Below are 22,960 nucleotides of genomic sequence, written 5' to 3' on the forward strand. Positions count from 1 at the left end.
CATTACTGCCGGTATCACGGACGCTATTATCCGTATTGATAATAGTTGAAGATTTACCAAGGAAGTAATTCTTTCGCTTCTTGTTCAGGAAGGGCGGAAAGCAATGAAAATTGCCTTCCGCTCGTTTTTTTTGGGAAAATACTCAAGGGTTCATACTGGATGGGGAAAGAGTTCATTCTTCCAAAGTTAAAGCTTTGAGGAGTGGAAAAATCATGATGGAAAAAAAAATTGACCAAAGTGATGTGGTGGTTATTGGTGGGGGACCGGCGGGCTCTACGGCCGCTAGCCTTTTAGCTGAAAAAGGATGGAATGTTGAGATATGGGAAAAGGACTCACATCCCAAATTTCATATCGGGGAATCTTTGTTACCCCATACCCTCCCTATTTTAGAGCGGTTGGGGGTGCTGGAGGATATTGAAAAAATTGGGCTTCGAAAGTATGGGGCCGAACTCCTCTCCCCGTACCACCAACATAACGTTACTCTCTACTTCAAGGAAGCTCTTGATAAAACGCATCCCTATGCTTTTCAGGTCCGTCGGGCGCAATTTGATGAAATTTTATTTAACAATTGCAAGAAAAAAGGTGCCGTTGTAAGAGAAGGGCTAGAGGTGAAGGATGTTCGGTTTTCAACGAACAATCAGGTCACTCTTGTGGCTATGGATAGACAAGGGGTTAAAGTCACCAAAACGACCAGATTTCTCGTGGATGCGTCTGGCCGCCAGACGTTTCTTGGCACTCAATTGGGCCTGAAGCAGCGGAGTGTCACCCATAATAGTGCCGCCCTGTTTTCCCATTTTACGGGTGTGGTCCGGCATAAAGGGAAGGATGAAGGAAATATCTCCATTTGCTGGTTTAATCAAGGGTGGTTTTGGATTATTCCTTTTCGGGATGGAATTACCAGCGTAGGTGTGGTGTGCTGGCCCTCCTACCTCAAACAACGAAAGGGCAGTGCGGAGGAGTTTTTCTGGGATGCCGTCCATAGATGTCCTCCCATGGCTGAGCGCATGAGCCAAGCGAAATCGGTTATGCCAATCATGGCGACAGGTAACTACTCCTATCAATGTTCATCAATGCTTGGTGCCAACTACATTCTGCTTGGGGATGCCTTCGCATTTGTCGATCCGGTGTTCTCCAGTGGGGTGCACCTGGCCTTAAACAGTGCTATTCGGGGAGTGGAGGTGGTGGAGGCGACCCTTCGGGAAATGCCAGAACTTGCGGAGAAACAACAGGAATTTGTAGCCAGTGTCAAAAGGGGAATTGCGACGTATTCCTGGTTTATCCACCGGTTTACCCAACCTGCATTCCGGGCCCTGTTTATGGCCCCGAAGAATTATTTTCGGATGAAAGAGGCGGTGTTGTCCGTGCTGGCTGGCGATGTGTTCGATAAAACCCCTGTCACCATTCCCATCCTGCTTTTCAAGGTCGTGTATTACGTCACGTCATTTCTCGATCTCCCAGGAAACTGGGCGCAAGTCCGGTTGAGAAAGGGAAATGCCCGAGATGGTCAACCGTGGACAGAATTAATGAGTCGTGGTACAAGCCAATAAGAGGGCCATTTTTTAAGCGCGCTGGTCATAGCTCATTCTCCAAATCACATGCCTTCTCCCACCATTCCGCCATTAATTCAGTTAAACAAAATCTCAACGTCATCCAAAGGCATTCTTTACGGAATTTCCGGGCTTGTGTCTTACGAAGGCGGTACTCCGGATGCTAGAGAGTTGGTTCAATCCAATCGGTCTATCTTGGGGATTCTACAATATGGCGTCGTTCCTTCGAGGAAAGAAATCGGTCTTCAACCGTGTCCCCATATCTTCATGCCTCAAATTGGGTCTGATTACATTGTGGAAATCTGGTCAAGCCCTGGGTCTGTGCACTATGACCAAAAAGGGATGATTCGGGCTGCGAGTGATGGCAACGTGCTATTTGGCAGTTATGAAGAAGCAGTCACCGAGGGGGAGCCATTGGAGTTGGTGAGCGAACGATCGTATAGGGAGATTCTGGCCTATTGTCATCAGGCGGGTTACGACCATCTTTTTCGTTTATGGAACTATTTCCCGAGGATCAATGAAGAGCAAGGTGGCTTGGAGCGGTATAAACGGTTTTGTGTTGGAAGGTATCAAGCATTCTCATCCCAATATCAGAATCTCCAGCAAGTGGTCCCTTCTGCGAGTGCGGTAGGAACTAATAGTGGCTCATTTCTGGTTATTTTCCTGGCAGGAAAAATCCCCGGAAGGCACATTGAAAATCCAAGTCAGATGAGTGCCTACCATTATCCAAGGGTATATGGTCCGAAAAGCCCTTCCTTCTCCCGAGCCACCATCGGCCAGATTTCACCAGAGGAATCCAGTCTTTTTGTTGCCGGAACCGCCAGCATTCTCGGACACCAAACTCAACATGTCAACGATCCCGAAAACCAAACCAAAGAAACCTTAGCCAATATCCAACGGGTTATTAACCAGGCCGTTTCTGTAGCAGGGGTTCGAAGGAAACGGAGAGATTTTTCAGGGTTGCTCAAAGTGTACGTTCGACACGAGGCACATGTTTCATTGGTACAAAAATCCATAGGAAAAAGTTGGGCAGCCGATATGCCGACAATTTTCCTTTTGGGAGAGTTGTGTCGAAAAGAACTCCTGGTAGAAATTGAGGGCGTGTGGGCGTTTCCCCCAAATCCTGCAGTTGGGTCAAACCTAGAATAATTTTCCACTTTATTCTATTATTCAGATCTTGCCATAAGGAAAGGACAGATATTTGTTTCCACGAAGCACTTTTTATGGGACTGTATAGGAAGGAGGGTACTAATGAAAGAGAGAATGTTGAAAATCCTTGGGGTTCTCCTGTTGGTGATGGTGGTGGTGGGTTGTCGGGGTGGTGCCCCTATATTTAATGTGAATGAGGCCGCGGTTAACCCTGTTTCAGGAAAAGAGCCCACAATGGAAGATGTCACTAAAGCCATCATTAGTGCTTCGACTGGATCTACACCAGCCTGGAATATGCAGGTCTTAAAGCCAGGGCATATTGTCGCCACCTTGCATGTGCGTAGTCATATGGCTGTGGTTGATATCCAGTATACAACCAAGTCCTACAGTATTACATACAAGGAAAGTTCCAATCTTAAGTATGATGCGGGGGATGGGACGATTCATTCTAATTACAATGCCTGGGTTCAACGGCTTGACAACAATATTCGAACCAAGCTGGCCCTATTGTAGCCTTTAGGTATCCTGCTGCTGGTTGGTGGTACATTTTAGGTCCATTCAGGAAGGCGTCTGACTCACGTCAGGCGCCTTTTCTGTTGGAGACTTTAAAGGACAATGGTGAAGATTCTAACGATAAGACTTGGCAGGAAATGACCGTTTGGTCAAGGCCGCAGCGAGTTTCTGTGGTGCTAGACCCTCCAATAATAGTTTTCTTCCCACCATTTTTGTAATTCGAACGATATCGACCACCGGACGGAAATAACTTGGCCGGGGAAGTGGACGAGGTTCTGATTCAATGGGAACAGGAATACTCTGATGTCCTAGATCAGCGCCGGCAATCAAGATTTCACTTTCAAACACGAAGCTGTGTGATTTCCCAACCTCAAGATTCACTTTCTGCAGAAGAGAAGCTGGGTAGACCCGAAATCCTGATTGACTATCTGCAATGGGATAGCCGGCTGCCCAAGAAATCCAAAAGTCGGCTATTCGGTTCGCTAGGGTTCTATGCCAGGTTTCAATACGCCATGGTCGTTTCCTGGCGCCAATGATGATCGCCTCTGGAGACTTGAGAGCTGCCGTCAAAAGGCGTGGAATGTCTGATGGGTTATGTTGGCCGTCTCCATCCAAGGTAAGAATGGCCGTGGCGCCTTGCCTCAACGCATGCTGGAATCCCACCCATAAACTTGCCGCTTTTCCCGAGTTCTGTGGTTGCCGCAGAAGCGTGACAGGCAATCCTTTCAGACTGTAGACCGTCAGGTCCGTTGACCCATCATCAACCACGATCACCTGGGCGATGACCAACAACGCATTCTCGACAACAGTTCGGATGGTGGTCTCCTCATTAAACGCGGGGATGACCAGTACCGGGTACTCAATAGGTCGGGGGTTGTCGTCCGTATGGCAAGGAGGAGAGTTGTGTGGTGGTAACACGGAATGATCCATTTTCCACGCAATCATACTGTAATGATTTTAAGCCATGCCCCCGTTGATGCCAATCACTTGTCCGGAAATGTACCCCGCCTTGTCTGAGGCTAAGAATCCGACCAGGGCGGCGACATCCTTCGGATCTCCAACCCGTTTCATGGGGACCAGACTTGATATGTGTTCCTGCGTGAAGACCCGGTGAGTGGCCGGTGAATCAATTAATCCCGGGGCGACCACGTTGACCGTCACTCCACGTGAGGCCACCTCGATGGCCAATGATTTGCTGGCCCCATGGAGGCCAGCCTTTGCCGCGGCATAATTGGTCTGGCCACGATGTCCGATCATACCTGAGAGAGAGGAAATTGTGACGATTCGTCCCCAGCGTGTCCTCAGCATGGGAAGGAGGAGCGGTTGGGTGACGTAGAAAAAACCGTTGAGTGTGACGTCTACCACTCGGTCCCATTGTTGATGGCTCATCCCGGCCATCGGGCCGTCCTCAAAAATCCCAGCGTTATGGACCAGTATTTGAATGGGGCCGGGTTTTAGGAGCGTGAGAACGGCTTGTTCCGTTTCTATGGCATCCATCAGATTAAAGGATATGGATTCGGCTGACCCTCCCTGTGACCGAATGTGTTCAACGACAAGACCGGAGGAGTCGGGGTGTGAGTGACCATGAACGATGGTATGAATGTCGGCGGAAGCCAATTCCTCGCAGATGGCAGAGCCGATCGGGCTATTACCCCCGGTAACCAAGGCCCGTTTTTTCATGAATGGTGCCCGCCTTTGATGAAAATAGACGCCCGTCCCTTGAGGATGAGACTATTCTCCACATTGACAGAAAATGCATAGAGAAAACTGACTTCCTGTGGAAAAAGAAGGGTCGCCACAATGGTGAGGTTATCCTCGTAGAGATCCAGGCGATCTGTGGTCACATTCAAGTCACGAATGCCTCCTAAAAACCCTATTGGGCCACGTTCTATTTCTGGGATAGAGGTGAGGCCGAAATGGATAGCCATGGCCTGAGCCGCATATTCCAACCCGCAAAGACTATCCAATTGCCCCGATCTTCTCAGAGGATTTTGGGGGTCTCGATGAGAATTCGCGGAACAGGTAATGGAACGAGTATCCCAATTTTCTACAACCGAAAGAAGACTCATGGAGGGCCCATGAGGAAGAAAACGGGAGAGTTCTCTCTTGGTTAGCGAGGGCACGGATGAACATCCACTCTTACACGAAGGGGATCGAGAAAATTCAACACCACTGTCGTTGACCCTCCTTTGGCGATGGCCTGCAGGAGCGGAAGAGATCGCCCTGCAGGATTTCCGACTCTGAGAGATTCCAACTCCTTGTTATCCATGGAAGAGGAAGTCTCAGTTGATGCTGAAGGAGGAACGATTTCTAATGCCGTGCTGTGAGAACCGATCGGTTGCCTACCTAGAACCATTCCCACCGCAAACGAACCGGTCAAAGGCCTGGCCTCATACAGGGGAAGGGGAGCTGCAATGTCATAGGATACCAATAATACGCGATCCTCCCATCCGATAGTAAGGCAAGTCATGGCTTCTAACAAGCCTCCGACAAATGAGGCATCATAACAGGAAAGGCTCGTGGCGGATTTTTGAGAACCCCAAGCGATGCTCCAATATCCGGCTGCCGCATTATGAACGGATTGATGGAAGAGCGTGGGAGATACCACGGGAGGAGAATTCGTGAGGGAGAGACAAATGTTATGTAAAATTCCGGTCTCCCCACCTGATGAGGCGAAGACCACTGGTAGAAGTTTGGGGTCGACCTGGGAGGCTTGTACTGCCTGGAAGGCCGCTTCTAATGACCATTTGACAACCTCGCTGCTACGTCGACGTTCATTTGGGGGGAGAAATGCGGGAGAAGGATGAGGGAGCTGAGTAGGGTCAAAGGGATGTTCCCCTCGGAGTATGGGAATAGAAGATGGCCAATCGATTAGCCCTGGTCCAAGAACTCCGATGCCATGAATGAAGGCTTTCATCATAGGTGTCCTAGGACCAGTGAGCAATTGTTCCCGCCGAACCCAAAAAAGTTGCTCAAAATCCGTTTAATGGGGGTTTGAGTATTTTCAAGGAGGATAGGACACTGAAAGGCTTGATCAAGTTGAGTCGTGTTCAGGGTCCCAGGTAGAAACTGATTTTCGAGGAATAATGACCCAAGAAACACTTCAACCGCCCCGGCTGCACCGAGAGTATGGCCGGTCCATCCCTTGGTAGAACTACACGGAATGTTTCCCCCGAACAGAGTAGAAATAGCCTGATCCTCGGTACGATCATTTGCAGGAGTGGCTGTGCCGTGAAGATGAATATAGTCGATCTGCCTTGTTGATACTCGGCTGTGTGCAAGAGCCATTTGCATGGCCTGAATCGCACCTTGTCCCGAAGGGTGGGGATGAGACATGTGATAGGCATCACAGCTTTCTCCAAAACCAAGGAGACCTGTTTCACCGGAAACTGTGGTATAGGATGGCTCTTCCAGCAAGGCAAAAGCCGCTGCTTCGCCGATCGTGAGGCCATCGCGTTCTTGATCGCAGGGCCGACACGGTTGGGGAGAGGTCAGTTGCAAGGCAGAAAACCCGTACAAGGTCGTGAGACAGAGACTGTCCACCCCTCCTACGACGGCGGCATCGCACAACCCGGCCGCCATGGCACGAGCGGCGCTGGCGAAGACTTTGGCACTTGAGGAGCACGCGGTGGAAATAACCAGGGCGAGTCCTGTGAGTTGAAGGTAGGTCCTGACGAAATCCGCAACGGAAAAGGTATTCTGCGTATATCGGTAACGCGGCAGGAATGCCTGCGGGAGTCGTCCCGTGACCGGATCGCGTTGTTGGTACGCATGCTCGGTTTCAAGAATGCCCGACGTGCTTGTACCAATAAACACCCCGATTCTATGAGGGCCATAACGACTTCGGACTTCTCCAACTGCCTTTTCAAACCCATCCTGTTGCAAGCCTAATAGCGCGAGCCTGTTGTTGCGGCAATCAAATTGAGAGAACGCGGAAGGGAGGGTTACGTGTTCTAATCCTTGGACTTCCCCCATATAGGTTTCCAACGAAGCCCCTTCAAACACGCAGGGAGTTAACCCGGACCGTCTCTCTTGAAGAGCCGTCAGATGCGCCAGGCGTCCGTGCCCTACGGCCGTGACAGCTGTACTGTGGGATATGGTTAGGGGGACCATGGATGATCTTAAACGAAGGCGTCGGCCGTGACAAAATGGGAAAGAGAACGCGGGGAGGATGTACGCCCCATCAGTTCAAGGGATCGGTGGTACGTCCTGTTGAAAATCTGATTCAGTCGAGTCAGGGTTTGCTTGGGTGCTTGGGGCGTTCCCACCTCTTTGACCCAATCCACTCCTTCCAAGGCATCGGTGAAATGCCCGCTATTGTGTCGATAATAATCCTTCCCACTCCGCAAGGTTTCTTCCACAGACCTGAACAAACATGAAAAGTTCCGTAGGGCGTTCAAGACCTGGGTTTTCCCCTGAATTTGCTCTTGAAGGAAATCTTCGTTTAAATGGTGGTCTTGCAGATACTGGGAAAACCACAGGTGATAATAGAGGGGAAAGTCCAGTTGCCATTTGAGTTTGAGAAGCTCATAACTGCCCAGTAAGGAATATTGATCTTGATATAAGCCCATATTGGCTTCATACCGAAAATGCATGTACTGGTTCAGAGTCTGAGCTAGGCCTTTGAGTGATTGAGGAGAACGCCCTTGTGCGTCATGTTGAATGAGGAGGGTTAAAAAATCGTTCTCTAGTGCGATAAAATCGGACCCGGGACTATAAAACGGATCCGTAAACGAGGCGGCTTCTCCGGTGAGGCCCCACCCATCCTCACTGAAATACTGGCGGGTGTTGTACCCGAGTTGCTGATAACTTCCGACGTCCAGCCACTGGGCCGATGCCAATAAGGCCCAAAGGGCTTGGTGTTGTTGAAGGAAGGCCAGAAACCCTGACATAGTCTGGATTCGATCTCGCCAGATCATGGATCGTTCTCCCACGACGCCGATGCTGGTCACTCCCCGGCCTAGTGGAATAATCCACATCCAATACCCGGGATAACAAAAATGATTGGTGGAAAGATGGCGGGGCGAATGATGGATGCGATCCCTGAACGTTTCGGGTCCCCAGGCATCCAAATCAGCCATGCCGGTACACCTTCCCCACACGGCCGATAAAGGATGCGTGGGGCCCGCGACTCGTAAGCGGTGGTGGTGAGCAAGTAGAGAGCGTCGGCCACTGGCATCAATGATCCAACGGCACTGTATTTCCTCCACTTGGGAATTTTTTTCCACAAGAAATCGGTGCCGCATGCGGTTCCCGGGCTCGATTCCACATTCTATTCGGGTGACCTTGTAGCCTCGGTGAATCGATACCCCATTGTTTTGGTTCATCTCGAAAAGATCGGCTTCAAAACGGGAACGGTCAAGTTGAAAGCTAGGATAATGGGGAAATGCGACTCCTCCCAGTTCACTCATCTCGGTGAAAGGCGTATCGAGTGTGGGTTGGTCAAAAAAGAACCGTAACCCGTTCTTGGGAAGTTGCTGCTGAGTGAGATAATCGGAAAGGCCCAGCCGTCGAACCATATAATTGCTAGCAACCTCTACGGTTGATTCTCCGACTTTGAAAGAAGTATCGAGCTTTTTCTCGAATATTGCGATGGTGAGGTGGGGAAGGGTTTGTTGGAGTTGTCGCGCCAGAAAGTTTCCAGCTAACCCCCCGCCGATGATGGCAACATCAAACAAGGTCGGGTGCATACGGTGTTCTACCGAAGGAAAAAGCAACGGTCATGCCCAGACACATTACCGCTCCCCAAAAGGTGGTCAGGCCAATACTATGGAGGACTGGGGTTTGCGAAAAAGAGAGGAGGCCAAATACGATCAGGGTCGTCACGCTACAGACGAGTACCGACATGGTCGTTCGTGCCCTGTCCGTTAGTTGGTCGTGGGGTTGGAGAAGAAACAGGGCGTAATCGATTCCTAATCCTGACACTAGCAATAGGGAAGCCAAATGAAATACGGACAGACGCTCATCAAGGGCATGCAAAATCCCTAAAGTGATAATAAGCGCTCCAGCTACGGGAAATATAACTTTTAACATACCGGAGAATGAGCGGAGGCTGAACCCTAATAGGAGTATGAGCGCAACACCCCCCCAGGCAAGGTAGGTAAGGATACCATCCCGGTAGGTGAGCAAAATATGGTTCGTCTCTGTTTTTAAATCTAAATAATACACATTTTCTTGGAAATTGTCCCCCTGATTGAGGTTGAGACCTTCTCGGACGCCTTGCAGCAAGATCAGGCCTATCCACCGTTCCTGAAGAGGATACAACAGAGATGAGATTTTTGACCCTAAGGGGGTGCCATCGAAGTGACGAGGGGTCAGGGGCGGGAGCTCTTTTGATTGGGACACAGCCTGTCTGAACGCATGGAAGGCTGCAGGACGATAGGGAAGATTTTTCATCGCTTCCCGAAGTTGGGCCTCTAAGTCGGCGGACTCAGGTAGTTGTTTTTTCCTGTACTCCTGGGTTTTGACACTTGGGAGAAACTTAGCCGCTGATTCGAATCCCTGTAGCCGATTTTCTCTCACGAGATGCGCCAGGGACACTCCGAGCTGTTCCTCCCCTTCTAAGACTTGCTGAACAGTGGAACCTGTCAGTACCAGAAGATGTCTGACGCTCGGGGCTCCAAGTTCTTCCCGTAAATGAGTATCCAGGAGTTTCATCTCCGGTGAAATAGGGCTTAAATTGCCGATATCAGTTTCCCAAACGGGTTTGGAGGAAAACCCTACGTATCCAATCGAAGTAAGAATCGACAACAAAAATAGTCCACGGGCCCCATTTGCAATCGAGGGAATATGCCAAAGGATCTTGGGCTCAATGTTTCCGCATGAGTGGTGATCGAGGAGTGGGGGAAGAACCCATTTCGTCGTAAAAGCGGCAGAAAGAGACCCGATAATCGCGAAGAGTCCTAATTGGGACAGGCCGGGAAATTCAGAAAAGAGTAAGGCCCCAAATCCGACGGCAGTCGTCAAGGCTCCCAGTCGGATTGTTGGCCATATCCGGCTCATGGCCGCCCCTGGGGATTCATGAGGGTTCATGTGCGTGAAGAGGTGAATGGGATAGTCAATCGCCACCCCGATCAAGGTTGCTCCAAAAGCCAGAGTAATTCCATGGAGAGAACCGAAGGCGAAAAATACCGAAAAGCACGCGAGTAGAATGCCCGTTCCTATGGGGATGACACTCAATATCAGAAAAGTAATAGAACGATACACCAGGAAAAGAAAAATAAGGACCGCGCTAGACCCTAAGACGGTCAACCATAGGGCTTCACTTTGTATAAGAGTTTTGGAATGTACCGCAAAAAAAGAAGGCCCTGTTTGGAGAAGGGCAAGTGTTGTGGCTCCGGGAATTTTTTCTCGTAAAGAAGCCAAATGCTGAGTGAGAAACCTCTGTACAGTGTCTTGGAAGTCCAAGTCAAACCCTGAGCCTGTCGTTTCAGTCACTAAATAGGCCAGATCCTCATGGCTGGACAACCACACACCGTTCTCAGTTTTTAAAGCATGAGATGGGAGAAAGCTTTTGAGCAGGTCAGGGAATTTTTGGGTGGGATCCTCAAGAATCTTCCGTTTGACTTCCAGGGGGAGCAGATTGGCTAAATCAGAAATCCTTCGTTCCAGGGCAACTTGAAGAGCCGCGGCCTGAAACTCTAATGGATTAAAGGAAGGACTCAGAAGATATCGGTACCGAAACAGAAGCGCTTGATCATTTTGCCCGAGGGCCTGTTGTCCATTTCGAACATACGCGAAATGCCCACTTGTCTGCATGGCTTGTGCGAGTTGCATGCTGGCCTGTGCGAGCACAGGCCGGGAGGCCCCCTTGAGAGCCAATAAGATCATTCGGGAGGTGGGACCTTCCTGAAGCTGGTTCAGGAGGATCTGGTGTGTGAGATTCCCGGATTCGGAGAGAAGGGCCGGGAGTTGGGTCTGGATGGGAATGACAGAGAAGGCCACCCCACCTCCCATGGTCAGCAATAGGCTATACAGGAAGAAAAGAATCCGAGACTTGCGGGTCACGATTTATCAACGAGAGAGATGACCATACGGGAAGAGTCCCCATTGCGATCCAGGACGTGAATAACATGAATTCGACGGCTTTTCCCCTGAAACTGGATGCATTCCACTCCTTGGGCCCTGTCCGTGTTCATAGGGCGTAACGTCAAAGTCCAAGCTTGGGCATCCCCTCCCATCTCAGTCTGAAAATGGCGTTGTAAAAGTTCCAAATCTCCGTTCAATAGGGCACGTAACCCTTGAATGAATGCTGACAGGGAAGGAAAGTCATTCAAGGAAAAAGAGGAGGAAATCCCCTGATCAGGATTCTCGTAGTACAGCCTATCCTCGTCTGCGCGAAAGCGCTCTTCAAACGGAAAGGTGACATGCTTTTCAAGGGAGAATGGGGGTGAGAATCTTAAGGTTCCTACCTTATGAACGGGGTTGGTTAAAAGTGGAGAAGTGAACATTTCCTCAAATGCTTCTTCCTGTCGCATACCTTCTGGAAGAATCTCTAAAAGTCGTGGAAGGGTCCAGGCCCTATCCTGAAATACCTCAGGGAAAGAGTTGGTTACACAGGCAAGAGATTCCACCGAGGTTGTCAGCAGACTAAACCAGAGAAGAATTCCGACCGTGCAGGAACTGTTAAGAGTCTTCCTCCCACACATCATAAAAATTAAACCAGTTATGGGGTGCTAGGCGGCAATAATATTCTAGCCGACCCACGAACCGTTGCGTCCATTCCTGGAGAGAGGCTTCCCGACGTGACCGGTCTAGGACGACTTGTTCCGAGAACAATTCAAAGAAAATCTCGTAATGACATCCTCCTCGGTATACCCCGAAAAATAGGATGACGGGCGCTTTGACTAAACTCGCTAATAACATGGGCCCTATAGGAAATGGGGCCAGTTCTCCTAAAAAACAGCATTGGACAATCTTGTCATTCCTACCATGTCGGTCCCCGAGAATTCCTACCAGTCCACCTCCCTCGACGCAATCCTTGACTTGAAGCATGGCATCAGGTGCCCCAATCGAAATGATGGATTGACTCATAGAAGGATCCAATTTTTGAAGCACTTCTCCGAGCATCGGAGCTTGGTCCTCTTGCATCAAGAGTTTGATGGGGACGGAGCGACTGGCCAGCCCGCTGGCACGAACGACTTCAAAGCTTCCCAGATGGGCTCCAAGCAATATACAGCCTTGTCCCCTGTCTACCCGATCTAATAACAGGTCGGTACCGTGAAAAGTGAGGTGAAACTGCTCATCCTTTCCTACTAATAAGAAGGGACGGTCTAGAATAGTCGAGGCAAAATAATGATAGTGTCGAAAAACATCAAGAAGTCCCGCAGGGCGGTTGCAGGCCCTTTCCAGGAATTTTTTGATGGCTTTGGTTTGGGAGGATGAGAACAAAAGATAATAGAGGCAGATGGGGAAGAGGAGCATTCGAGCAGGGCCTCGGCCTACCCGTAATGCCACCCAGGCCATAAACTGGTAGGCCCAATGGTGTCCTCGTTCGGGTTGTGTCCGCCATCGGTTACTCATGCCGGGCCTTGGTGGAGAAGTAAGGGGAATCTTCCTGAAAATGGAATACGCCGCTCACGATCGTTCGTTTTCCCACAGAACCCTGAAAAAAGACCTCATCAGATTTGGTATTTTCCATACGCACTAACACCATCTCATTGGGACGTAAAGGCGAGTGGAATTTGATCGTAGGGCTTCCTACACAGGGGGAGGAGCGGTGTTCACGAATAAGACACAAAATCTCTCCAAGAATGACCACCCCTGGCACCACAGGACTTCCGGGGAAATGGTCTTTGATTGAAGGGTGGGTATCTGGCACCAGAAATGAGTGTTCAAACGTCATGTGATGAGATAGTCATCCAAATTTAGAGCTGATGTTGTTCCATGAGTTCCTGCAAATTTTCCCTGGGAAGTTTTCCGGTGGGATTTCTTGGAAGACGGTCCACGAACACTAGGGGACGAGGTAAAAACACGGGGTTCATTTTGGGCCGGAGTGCAGAAAGGATGTCTTCTGTTTTTAGGCCTGGAGCGACTACGAAGGCTATGAGGCGGGTGACCCTACCATCTCTCTCCTCGGGCATACAGAACACTCCGTCTTCTATGCCCTCCACGGAATTTAATTTTTCAGAAAGTTCCTCCAGAGAGGTTCGATGTCCACCGATGTTCACCATGTTGGTTGGGCGGCCTTCTAGGAAAAATTGATAGGACCCTTCTGGCTGGATAGAGTCGGGTATTGGTACAGGATCTTGAAAATAGGGCGTCTGCACACTATATCCGCGAGTATCAGGGATGAGGTGGAGCCCTTCTAATAGGTGCCAGAAGACTTCGGAGCCCGTACGTCTCATGGCAATGGTTCCTGCCTCGGCAAATCCATATATTTCGTATACGCTTGTCTGAAATTGACCTTCGACTTGGCAAGCTAGTTCTTGGGTGAGGGGTGAGGTGGCGGAAAGAACTCCGACTAGTGGTGGGAGCTGCGTGTGTTCCATGAGGCATGCTCGAAGATGAACAGGTGTGGAGACCAGAACTCGTTTGGTGGGCAATTGATTCAGCATCGTTCGAATGTCTTCAGGATAGAAAGGCCAACCTGAATGAAAAGCCCATCCATGTTGAACCGGCAACATAATGGTTCCTTCCAATCCATACATGTGCTGATGGGGGACTGTAGCGAGAAACGTGAGCGGTTGGGAAGGTGTCCAGCCTAGGCGTTTGGCCGATTTCTTGGCAATTTCTACTAACGATCCCCAAGATTTCATATTGGCACGTGGTTGGCCGGTGCTTCCTGATGTAAAAGCCATGGCAGCGGCTTGATCGTTGGGAATAGAAATGTCTTGGTAATGCCGTGGAGACACGTGTAAGTTCAAATCAATATGAATTGCCGGTACACCAGGGATATTATCATCTGAATCTGTTAAACAATACGTTGGTGAATATGAGGAAACCAGGCGTTGAAGGTCTCCTTGAGCTCGGCTGGGAGGAAGAAGAGTCACTTGTTTTTTGAGGAGGGCGGCCGCGAAGCCAACCCAAAAATTATATCTGTCCTTGCAGAGGTTGATCACGCAAGGGGCGGCCGGAAGACGATGTTCAATCTGTTGTAGGTGGGTAAAAAACACCCCGCAGGAAACTGGATTTTTCCCTTTCCATGCGAGAATCGTATCGGAGCTGGAGGGGCCAAGCAATGGTGAAGTGTCCACGATTGAGATCCGGTAATATCTATTGGGGAGATATATGCTTCCGAGTAACCTCTGTCAAGGCTTCCTAGGTAAAACCCACGGTTGGAGATAGGCAGAAAAAGTGGAGGAAAGAAAGGGTGCGAGGCAGGTTATTTCGTCCGGTTTTTCTCGATAGCTTCACATAGTGCACGTAAACAGGAAAAAATCACCGCGTTGTCAGGAGAATCAGATTTCAACTTATACCCGTAATTTTGGTGAATGACGAGGGCTAATTCCAAGGCATCAATACTATCGAGGCCTAACCCTTCACCAAAGAGGGGTTGTTGAGGATCGATCATGGAGGGATCAATTTTCAGGTTTAATGTAGTTACGATTAACTGTCCCACTTCCGTTTCAAGAGTGGTCATGTATGTCAAAAATCCGTCCTCCTCAAAGGGCTGAACCAATTGGTCCTCGTCATTACAATACCCATTTTCTTTGGTTGGTGGTTTCCTGTCAATCCATGACAGTGGAAGATCAATGTTTGGTCGATTTTCAATGCCGTCAACTCCGTGGACTTTCAGGGCGAGAGGGTGCGAGCAAGATCTTGACGAATGGCATCAAAAATTTTCTTATAAGCATCAAAAGAGGATTGACGGATAGGCGATTTCATCCCAAAAGCGCCACCCCAGAACATTTTTGCTCCCTGGCGAATTCCGTCCTTGGTATAGGTTTTATCGAACAATAAGGAATTAGACCCGTCATAAGCTTGCCCTCAAACCGAAACTAAGGCGTGAAAGTCTGAAAAGTCATAGTGGGTGATATCCATACGTAAGACAACCGTTCGTGGGGCCATTGGTCCTTCAGGTTTGGTGGGGCTATGCGAATAAGATTGGAACATTTGGGGAAACTCCACGTCGGCAACCTGTTTAAGCATCTGCCCAGGGTAGGCGTCCCAGCTATGGGCCGCCCCTGTCATCCAGGAATTGATCGACCTGACTTGGTTCAGTGTTTGAGGCTCGATGATGAGCAGGATGGATCGATCTTGTTTTGGGGAGTCGATTTTGTAATCAATGTCCTCAAATGCAATTTGGTGGTGGCAGCCCCACAGTGGGGTGAGGAGGATAAGGCCAAGAATCCAAAAGACACGGGGGAACTTCGTCATAGCACGTCTCTCCTCAAGGATGGAAAATCTGACGGAGGTGTTTAACCAAAACCCTAAAAAAAACGGAGAAAAAAGGCAATACGATTCACGAAATTTTTTAGGACAGTATGCCTTGACTCTGTATGGAAACCACCCTATTCTCAAGCCTCTCCAACCACACGTCGGGTTTCTGGCCCCTCTCCGTAGAATTTCCTTTTAGGCAGAGTACAGGGATTTTTGAGGGAAACATCTACGAGTGATTCCCGATAGGAACTCCCAATGGGAAGAGGTTCTCAGAGCTCATTCATGCCGCACTTCCACCTCATCTTAATAAAAGCCTCCCATTATGACGATGATGGATATGTCATTCAGTGGAAACGGTCGGCCATTCCCTCGAATAGCCTGGCTGTTCTGCACGGTTTGGCGATGGATTGCGCACAGAGAAACATATTGGGAGAGCAGGTCAAGATCGATGTGGAGGCCTTTGATGAAACCAATACCGTTATCCCAATTCAGAAAATCATTAAAACGATAGGAGCAGGGACCGGGGGATTGGTTGGCATTGTGGGAGTGCAAAGCAATCAATTTCCTAGGGCTACTGATATCGGGCGACAATTTTTGCGAGCAGGGATTCCGGTTGCCATTGGGGGATTCCACGTGAGTGGGTGTTTCGCCATGCTTTCTCAGTATCCTGCCGATATCCAGCAGGCGATTAACGAGGGGTTTACCCTTGTGGCTGGAGAAGCCGAAGGCCACTTGGAGGAAATTCTCCTGGACGCATTCAGAAAAACTCTAAAATCTGTCTATAACTTTATGTCTGATTTCCCCTCGCTTCAAGGTGGCCCGTTGCCATTTTTGCCTGTGAGTGTGGTTCAAAAAACCTTTCGTCGGATGTCGAGTTTTGATGCAGGACGAGGGTGCCCGTTTCAATGTAGTTTTTGCACAATTATCAATGTTCAAGGACGCACTTCTCGATGGCGATCGCCTGAGGATATTGAAAGAATAATCAGGGCCAATCTTCAGCAAGGAGTCTGGCGTTTTTTGATTTCTGATGATGATTTCGCCAGAAATAGACAGTGGGAACCAATCCTGGATCGAATTATCCATATGCGCGAGCAGGAAGGCCACAGGATTTCCTTGACCATTCAGGTCGACACACTCTGTCATAAAATTCCTGGTTTTATCGAAAAGGCCTATCGAGCGGGTTGTCATAATATTTTTATTGGGTTGGAAACTCTCAATCCGTTTTCGTTAACGGGAGCCAAAAAACGGCAGAATAGAATTCAAGAGTATCGAACCATGTTGCAGGCTTGGAAAAAGTACGGTTGTACTACCGTTGCTGGCTATATCATTGGGTTTCCGCAAGACTCTGTGAGTAGTGTAGCCCGCGATATTGAGATTCTCAAAAATGAACTGCCAGTGGATCTTGTGGAGTTCTTTATCCTTACTCCCTTGCCGGGGTCGGATGACCATCTGCAGCTAGTGAAGGAGGGAGAATGGATGGATCCAGATATGAATCTTTATGATCTGGAACATCCGACCACCCACCATCCCAGAATGACAGCAGCTGAATGGAGTCACACCTATCGTCAGACTTGGAAGGAATACTATAGCTGGGAGCATATGGAAGTCGTTATGCGACGTGCAGTGGCTACTGGTCAACCAGTGGAAAAATTGATGTTTTTTTTGTTGTGTTTTCATGGATGTTCTTTGGTGGAAGGTATTCACCCTTTAGAAGGTGGGATTTTCAGGAGGAAGCGGCGCCTGAGTCGGCGCCCGAGTTTTCCTTTGGAAAGCCCACTTATTTTTTATCCGCGAAGAATGTGGGAAGTTGTAAGGTCAGGTTTTCGGTGGTTCAATATTGGCTGGAAGTTAAATCGTCTGCGAAAGGTGATAGAACGTAATCCTTCGAAGTTAGAATATAGTGATCTTGCCATTTCCCACACCGGAACGGAGGGAGGAGAAGATTTTGACCTTTATAGGACTTATGATCCTTTCCTTAGAAAAGGTGAAAATAACCTATGATCATTTTTAGGGTTATTTTCAAGAGGTCATGGGATTAAGGAATGGAAGTGTGATCGCGTTTCACAATGAGGTGAGTTCTGCGGGAAGTGGGGGAATGGCCCTGTTGTTTAAGGACCACCGGTCAGTCTGGTTTTTCTGGACAAAAAAGATTGAGAATTTCTTATTTATATCCGCTCCCATGAAAAATTTTCTGTAATAGCGGGAGAACCTGGGGTTCCGGAAAATATGAAATTCCAGGGGTGAGAAATGGTAATGAGAGTTTTCGGTAAATGACTGGGAGTATAAGATTCAGAATTGTTGTGTAGGAGTATTGTGACGGGAAGAATGTGGTGGAATTATGTTTTTTGACTTTCTGTGATATAGAACCTGGCCCGTTTTATTTTATCGAGGCAATTAGGGTATTTATCGAACTGTTGTTGCATCTTGGCTGCACTCAATAAGGTCGCGGCTTTGGACCAATTGACCGAACCACTGAACCCATTAGTCTTAGCCTGTTCCAGTTCCTGAAACGCGGTGTCTAATCCTTTCTTGCATTGTGACGCCATCTGTGGGTCTCTTGGGGCCCCGGCACAGTTGAGAAGGTTAAAACATATAAGAGATCCAAGGATGAAAACGGAGAGTCGTAACGGGTGGCCGACCATGGGGTATCCTTTTTGTCTAGAGATTTTTCTTGGCCAAGGCTAAGGTTTCTCGAACGATATTGGCCAACATGATGGGCAGCAATGTGTCGGTGGATTTGGACGGTAAAAAGATGTCTACCATGTTAAAGGTCAGTGTAAACACAATATCTTCAAATGTAAGAAAGAAACCAGGTTATCAACAGAACCTTCGGTTTCTTGTTTTCAAATCTTTATTCCGTTACAAAGGCGGATCATATGTGTAAGGGAATTCACTGGCGTGAAAATGAATCACTAAAGTAACGGTTGAACCGGATTGCGATATACTTTGATTCTCCATGGGTACATAGACGAGGAAAAGGAAGAAGGTTCCTAAGCAAGGGTTGCTGGGGATTCTCTTTTTTGGGCGATATAATCTCTTATTAATCCTCCGACTAGAGCTTGCTCCTGGCAATGGGAAAATCCTGAGTCTCTCAGGGCTTGAATGATGGTTCCCGGACTCACACAGTGCTGGATCGTTTCCCAATAATATCTCATGAGAATATGAGCTTGAGGGTTCCGTGTGCGAAGGTAGGATAATCTGGGCACAACCCACTTCAAAAAAAACCGACTGAGATGGAAGCTGAGAACAGAATCAGGCTTTGAAATTTCCAATATGACAATCTTTCCTTCTTGTTTTAACACTCGCCAATATTCCTGGAATGTGTGATTCAGGTCCGAAACATGACGAAGAGCATAGCCCATCACAACAAAATCAAAATAACCTTCCCTAAATGGGAGTGCTTCGGCAATCCCTCGTACTGTTTGGGTAACACCTTTTTGATGGCATACGTTTAACATTCCAATGCTGGGGTCCAATCCGATGACCAGACCAGTCTCCCCCACGAGCTTTTTTGCGCAAATGGACAGGGTCCCAGGTCCACAAGCCACATCGAGTACCTTGTTCGATTCCTTAATGCCTGCCAGACGAAGGGCGTGTTCCCGGTACCAATTCCCGGACCCAAAAGACAGCATTTGGCTTATCCAATCATAGTCCGGAGCGACCTGATCGAATTGGCCAGAGAGGGTATGGCGGCGTTGAGCGTCTGATCGATGATACTCCGATAGAATAGGATGGGGGTTGAGCGAGGGACTTTTGAGGGAGGGCTGGGAGTTCATTCAGGATTCTGTGACGGTTCGCAGGAAATTTTGGGAAATTCGATAAATCACATTGACACGTTGAACGGGCGTTGACCTCAATAAGGTTACCACAAACTGACTTTTCTTTGATTAAGAGGATTTAATGACCGAAGCCATGGCGAATAAGAAGTGCGAATGAGTAAAGATAGAGAATTGTACTAAAAATATCCTAGCAGGGAAATGTTCCACTGATTATCGTGATGATGATGAGTCAGGGTCGAACGAATGGCCAAATTTTTCCCCAAAGTCCAGCGTTGCCCGATTGAAATGGGGATGTCGTCTGAACGGTCGCCAAGGGCATAGTACAGGTATCCTGCGGATATAAACCATTTCCAGTTGTTGGTGATCGTGGCGGTCATCCCGGCAGTTACCCCTCCTCCAATACGATGATTTTCATTGAAGGCTCCGCTCACATTGGCATCGATCTCCCCAAAAAGGAAAAAGACTTCGTGTTGGAACATTCGAGTTTCGAAGGCTCCACCGATTCCTGCATTGAAATTCCCGTTAGAGCAAAGAGTGCACGAACGTATAGTGATGGTGTTCATCTCGAATCGTATTTTCCATGAAGGGGATCGAAACCATGAATCTAGGGGAGATAAAGATAAAATATTTCCTAGGGTGAAACGTTCCAATCGTAGCTGATTATTATGATGGTAATGCCGGAGGGCCAGATCACCTAATTCAATTTGAGCGTTTGGGGCATAGCCTTGATCCGGGTCCAAGAGATCATGATAGACAGCACGGAAAGAGATTTCTTCAAAGTAGCTATGGTTGCGCCAGCCAAATCCGGTATTGATTCGGAACGTGCCATGGCCTAATTCAGGGGAAGAAAAATAGGGTTTGACTTGAAAAGTCGACGAAGGAATGGGGATGAGACTTCTACTCACCAGTAGCTGGGAGTTATTTTGTTGATATTCTTGACGGTTTGATGGGTCTTTCGCTGATCGAAAACGAAAAAGATCTGTGGCGGTGTCCAACAGGAAAATTTGACGATCTGTGGGTAAGACTCGAAATCGGTCGGCTTCTGTAGTGGAGGGGTTATGAACAATCTCTGAAAAGATCTCTCTCTCGTTTATGGAAATTTCCTCGAGTTTTCGTTTGAGTTGCGTACTGCGGGCTGGCCGGTACGCCACATCACTAATCAAGGCTTTTTGATAAAAGAGGTGCCTGATCGTATCACTGGGAATCGTCCAAAAATGAAAGGAATCGGTCAGGTGCAGTGAAGGGTCGGCTATCTCCAGTAAAGAAAGAATGTGGTATGCGCAATTTTCTTTAAAATAATAATAGAAAAAATAGGCGTTTCCCAATTCCCAGGTGTGTTTGAGTAAATGAAGGACCTGCTGCGTAGAAAAATTTAACCGGTATTCCCAAATATCCCGATTTTCAATGTCTCGATATTCTTGGACTTTCAGATAGTAGGGGATTGTGGAAAAAAATCCTTTATAGCCTCCAAACACGCCTTTATACGCATATTCTAGCCCCGGGTTGGGGGGCACCTCAGCGGCGAAGTTAATGGTATAGGCGAGGATTCTCGTTTGTTCTGTTTGACCCACCTGATCAATTCGGAGAAAAGTATGCCCGAACATTGAAGCTGGATTATTCATAAAGGCTGAGGGAAAAATGAGAGTGACCGAAGCAGGGTTCAATTCCTTGAGCCAGCGATGAAACCGGTCACATGTCTGTGGCGGGAAATTATTTTCCTTAAATTGGAGTTGCTCTTTAAGCCATTCATACCGGGCGATAAATGCGCAACGTGCCGGTTGTTGGGAGCGTCCTACCAGGCGATCGGAGAAAAAATGCCTGAGCGTAGCCTCTAATTCGGCCTGCGGATTTGTTTTTCCATCAGGTGCCAGGAAGAAACCTGGATCGTCGATTTCACTCGTATATCCCGGACCGGTGTTTTTTCGATAGTGAACCAGGAGGTGCCAAAATCTTTCCTTATGCAGTTGAAGTTGGGAAGATTGAAGAAGAAGCGTGGAGAGGTAGGCAGAGGACTCCTGGCCAAAAGAGGAGGAGTGAAACAAGAACAGGAAAAGAAAAAGAAAAGTAACTAACACATGGAAGAAAAAGGCTCCGATACCTACATGGATCGGAGCCTTTCCGAGGTTATCGAGCTGCAGTGGCTTTGGCTAGCACGGGATGTGCTCCCATGGCGTCATAAATCGCTTTAATGACGGCTTTGGGAGAGTTTTCCCCGGTTTTGATAAGGGAAGTGAATTTTTCTTGAGTCAATGAAAAGAAGGCTTCCTGCTGGTCAGCCGGAACTTCCATTAAAGTAGCGAGAGAGGTCAAGTGCTCACCTTGGCCTTGAGCCATTTCCTGGGCCAGATTGTCAAAATTTAATGCAGCAAAAACATTGGCTTTCTCCGAAGAAAACACCACTCCATCGTTGGTACAGCCGGAAGTTCCGGAGCTAATCGCAAACGTGTTATATCCGGTTGCATTCGTCGTAGCCATTAAAACTTGTGGTCCGATGTGTTGCGGGTTGGGGTAATTTTCCCAAGCAATCTTCCCAAGCCCACAACCGGGCCCGGAGTCTGGATGCCCGGCAAACGCCAGACCCATTCCACTTATAAGTAGCGCAATTGTCATCAAAACAACTAGGTGTAGTTTAACCATGTGTCTCCTCCTTTGAAAGTGAGATAAAGGGGCAATTGGGTGAAGGCAGTATTCTAGCAAGTTCGCACGCTATGACAAGTTTGCAATTCTTAATTGCTCAAAGCAACTACGGAGGATTGAAGTTGAATCTCTAACGTATTCCAGAGAGTTTCTATCAGAGCCCTTGCTGGACTAGAACCCTGTTTGATGAATCGTAAGAACTGTTTTTGGGTTTTAATAAAAAATTCGGGGCGATCATCCACGGGAATGTTCAGAATTTGGGCAAGAGAGGCCAAGTGTTCCCCCCCGCCTTGGGCCAAATCTTGAGTAATGTCTTGAAACTGGAGGGTAGCAAAGACCCTTGCCTTTTCAGAGGAAAGAATAACCCCATCATTGGTACAGCCGGATGTTCCAGAGCTGATGCCGAACGTTTGAGATCCTAGGGTTGCATTTGTTGTGGCCATGGCGATTTGAGGGCCGATATTCTGTTGATTGGGATAATCACCCCAAGCGAGTTTTCCCAACCCACATCCAGGTCCCGTGTCCGGATGTGCTGCATAAGCTGGGGTGGTTATCCAGAAAAACAGAAAAAATATGCTGAGAAATTGCCTTAATTTCATAGCCTGCTCCTTAATTGGGAACATTGACTTAGGCCAGAATATCGGAGCAGAGTTTACCAGAATTGCCTAGCAGGGCAATATAAAGTCGCACTTATATTTTTATATTAATTCGAGACGAAGAAAAATTAGGGGGCCAGTTTGATTATCTGCCATCTATCAACAGCACTATTAAACTGTGGCTTTTTCTAAGGAGCGGAATCGTGGTTGTTCTCCCAATGATATCTGGAGTTTTGTTTGTAGTTGATGAAGAGTGTGATGTCCCTCTTTATATCGAGGATGTAACACGGTGAGTTCTTGTAAGGTTGTTAGGGCCTGTTCAATTTGTCCGGTTTCCATAAGCAGATTTGCCAAGTGTAGCCATCCGGACAGATGGTGAGGGTTGTGCCTTACGACAGATTGCAGGGTGGCAATGGCT

24 protein-coding genes are annotated in these 22,960 nt (G+C 48.3%); 4 read left to right on the forward strand and 20 right to left on the reverse strand.

The features are described from left to right. Positions 1–212 precede the first annotated feature (212 nt). The 3 genes from H6750_20720 to H6750_20730 all read left to right on the forward strand — a co-directional run bounded on the left by H6750_20720 (position 213) and on the right by H6750_20730 (position 3,209). Positions 213–1,547, forward strand: coding sequence for a tryptophan 7-halogenase (locus tag H6750_20720; GenBank protein MCB9776736.1), 1,335 nt, complete (start codon positions 213–215; stop codon positions 1,545–1,547). Between the two features lie 135 nt (positions 1,548–1,682). Next, the gene (locus H6750_20725; protein MCB9776737.1) at positions 1,683–2,696 is read left to right on the forward strand and encodes a hypothetical protein; all 1,014 of its coding nucleotides are present in this window, start codon (positions 1,683–1,685) and stop codon (positions 2,694–2,696) included. Positions 2,697–2,798: 102 nt separating this feature from the next. Further along, the gene (locus H6750_20730; GenBank protein ID MCB9776738.1) at positions 2,799–3,209 is read left to right on the forward strand and encodes a hypothetical protein; all 411 of its coding nucleotides are present in this window, start codon (positions 2,799–2,801) and stop codon (positions 3,207–3,209) included. Between the two features lie 114 nt (positions 3,210–3,323). Here the strand turns inward: H6750_20730 and H6750_20735 are convergent, their stop codons facing one another. From H6750_20735 to H6750_20800, 14 genes are all read right to left on the reverse strand, one after another. Continuing rightward, positions 3,324–4,139, reverse strand: a complete 816-nt coding sequence (locus tag H6750_20735; protein ID MCB9776739.1) for a glycosyltransferase family 2 protein — start codon at positions 4,137–4,139, stop codon at positions 3,324–3,326. A 27-nt stretch (positions 4,140–4,166) separates the two neighbouring features. Continuing rightward, positions 4,167–4,889 carry a 3-oxoacyl-ACP reductase FabG gene (fabG, locus tag H6750_20740; protein ID MCB9776740.1) on the reverse strand — a complete coding sequence of 241 codons (723 nt, stop codon included), beginning with the start codon at positions 4,887–4,889 and terminating at the stop codon, positions 4,167–4,169. Beyond that, on the reverse strand, positions 4,886–5,278 hold the full coding sequence (locus H6750_20745) for a 3-hydroxylacyl-ACP dehydratase (protein ID MCB9776741.1): 393 nt from the start codon (positions 5,276–5,278) through the stop codon (positions 4,886–4,888). The genes fabG and H6750_20745 overlap by 4 nt, the downstream gene beginning before the upstream one ends. 41 nt (positions 5,279–5,319) lie before the next feature. After that, on the reverse strand, positions 5,320–6,129 hold the full coding sequence (locus tag H6750_20750) for a beta-ketoacyl synthase chain length factor (GenBank protein MCB9776742.1): 810 nt from the start codon (positions 6,127–6,129) through the stop codon (positions 5,320–5,322). Further along, positions 6,126–7,322, reverse strand: a complete 1,197-nt coding sequence (locus H6750_20755) for a beta-ketoacyl-[acyl-carrier-protein] synthase family protein (GenBank protein ID MCB9776743.1) — start codon at positions 7,320–7,322, stop codon at positions 6,126–6,128. Before H6750_20755 ends, H6750_20750 begins: the two co-directional genes overlap by 4 nt. Positions 7,323–7,330: 8 nt before the next feature. Beyond that, a complete protein-coding gene (locus H6750_20760; GenBank protein ID MCB9776744.1) occupies positions 7,331–8,899 on the reverse strand; it encodes a tryptophan 7-halogenase in 1,569 nt (522 codons plus the stop codon). Next, the gene (locus H6750_20765; protein ID MCB9776745.1) at positions 8,880–11,216 is read right to left on the reverse strand and encodes an MMPL family transporter; all 2,337 of its coding nucleotides are present in this window, start codon (positions 11,214–11,216) and stop codon (positions 8,880–8,882) included. The genes H6750_20760 and H6750_20765 overlap by 20 nt, the downstream gene beginning before the upstream one ends. Next, positions 11,213–11,686 (reverse strand): hypothetical protein, encoded by a 474-nt coding sequence (locus tag H6750_20770; protein ID MCB9776746.1) that lies wholly within the window; start codon positions 11,684–11,686, stop codon positions 11,213–11,215. The genes H6750_20765 and H6750_20770 overlap by 4 nt, the downstream gene beginning before the upstream one ends. Before the next feature lie 148 nt (positions 11,687–11,834). Further along, on the reverse strand, positions 11,835–12,731 hold the full coding sequence (locus tag H6750_20775) for a lipid A biosynthesis acyltransferase (protein ID MCB9776747.1): 897 nt from the start codon (positions 12,729–12,731) through the stop codon (positions 11,835–11,837). Then, the gene (locus H6750_20780; GenBank protein MCB9776748.1) at positions 12,724–13,053 is read right to left on the reverse strand and encodes a hypothetical protein; all 330 of its coding nucleotides are present in this window, start codon (positions 13,051–13,053) and stop codon (positions 12,724–12,726) included. Before H6750_20780 ends, H6750_20775 begins: the two co-directional genes overlap by 8 nt. A gap of 22 nt (positions 13,054–13,075) precedes the next feature. Beyond that, positions 13,076–14,404, reverse strand: coding sequence for an AMP-binding protein (locus H6750_20785; GenBank protein ID MCB9776749.1), 1,329 nt, complete (start codon positions 14,402–14,404; stop codon positions 13,076–13,078). A 128-nt stretch (positions 14,405–14,532) separates the two neighbouring features. Continuing rightward, positions 14,533–14,790, reverse strand: a complete 258-nt coding sequence (locus H6750_20790) for an acyl carrier protein (GenBank protein MCB9776750.1) — start codon at positions 14,788–14,790, stop codon at positions 14,533–14,535. A gap of 152 nt (positions 14,791–14,942) precedes the next feature. Then, entirely contained in the window at positions 14,943–15,107 is a 165-nt protein-coding gene (locus tag H6750_20795) for a hypothetical protein (protein MCB9776751.1), read from the reverse strand. Positions 15,108–15,137: 30 nt separating this feature from the next. After that, on the reverse strand, positions 15,138–15,527 hold the full coding sequence (locus tag H6750_20800; GenBank protein ID MCB9776752.1) for a hypothetical protein: 390 nt from the start codon (positions 15,525–15,527) through the stop codon (positions 15,138–15,140). Between the two features lie 285 nt (positions 15,528–15,812). On the opposite strand from H6750_20800, the gene H6750_20805 reads away from it, so the two are divergent. Next, on the forward strand, positions 15,813–17,531 hold the full coding sequence (locus tag H6750_20805; protein ID MCB9776753.1) for a radical SAM protein: 1,719 nt from the start codon (positions 15,813–15,815) through the stop codon (positions 17,529–17,531). Positions 17,532–17,866: 335 nt separating this feature from the next. Here the strand turns inward: H6750_20805 and H6750_20810 are convergent, their stop codons facing one another. The 6 genes from H6750_20810 to H6750_20835 all read right to left on the reverse strand — a co-directional run. Next, the gene (locus H6750_20810; protein ID MCB9776754.1) at positions 17,867–18,076 is read right to left on the reverse strand and encodes a hypothetical protein; all 210 of its coding nucleotides are present in this window, start codon (positions 18,074–18,076) and stop codon (positions 17,867–17,869) included. A 444-nt stretch (positions 18,077–18,520) separates the two neighbouring features. Continuing rightward, positions 18,521–19,306, reverse strand: a complete 786-nt coding sequence (locus H6750_20815; protein ID MCB9776755.1) for a class I SAM-dependent methyltransferase — start codon at positions 19,304–19,306, stop codon at positions 18,521–18,523. 179 nt (positions 19,307–19,485) lie between these two features. Then, positions 19,486–21,384: a DUF4105 domain-containing protein gene (locus H6750_20820; GenBank protein ID MCB9776756.1), complete on the reverse strand. Its 1,899-nt coding sequence runs from the start codon at positions 21,382–21,384 to the stop codon at positions 19,486–19,488. 49 nt (positions 21,385–21,433) lie between these two features. Further along, a complete protein-coding gene (locus tag H6750_20825; protein ID MCB9776757.1) occupies positions 21,434–21,946 on the reverse strand; it encodes a DUF3015 domain-containing protein in 513 nt (170 codons plus the stop codon). An 89-nt stretch (positions 21,947–22,035) separates the two neighbouring features. Beyond that, a complete protein-coding gene (locus H6750_20830) occupies positions 22,036–22,545 on the reverse strand; it encodes a DUF3015 family protein (protein ID MCB9776758.1) in 510 nt (169 codons plus the stop codon). 168 nt (positions 22,546–22,713) lie between these two features. Beyond that, positions 22,714–22,960: tetratricopeptide repeat protein (locus H6750_20835; protein ID MCB9776759.1), on the reverse strand; the 247-nt coding region annotated here is incomplete at its 5' end.

Source organism: Nitrospiraceae bacterium (assembly GCA_020632595.1).
Classification (GTDB): domain Bacteria; phylum Nitrospirota; class Nitrospiria; order Nitrospirales; family UBA8639; genus Nitrospira_E.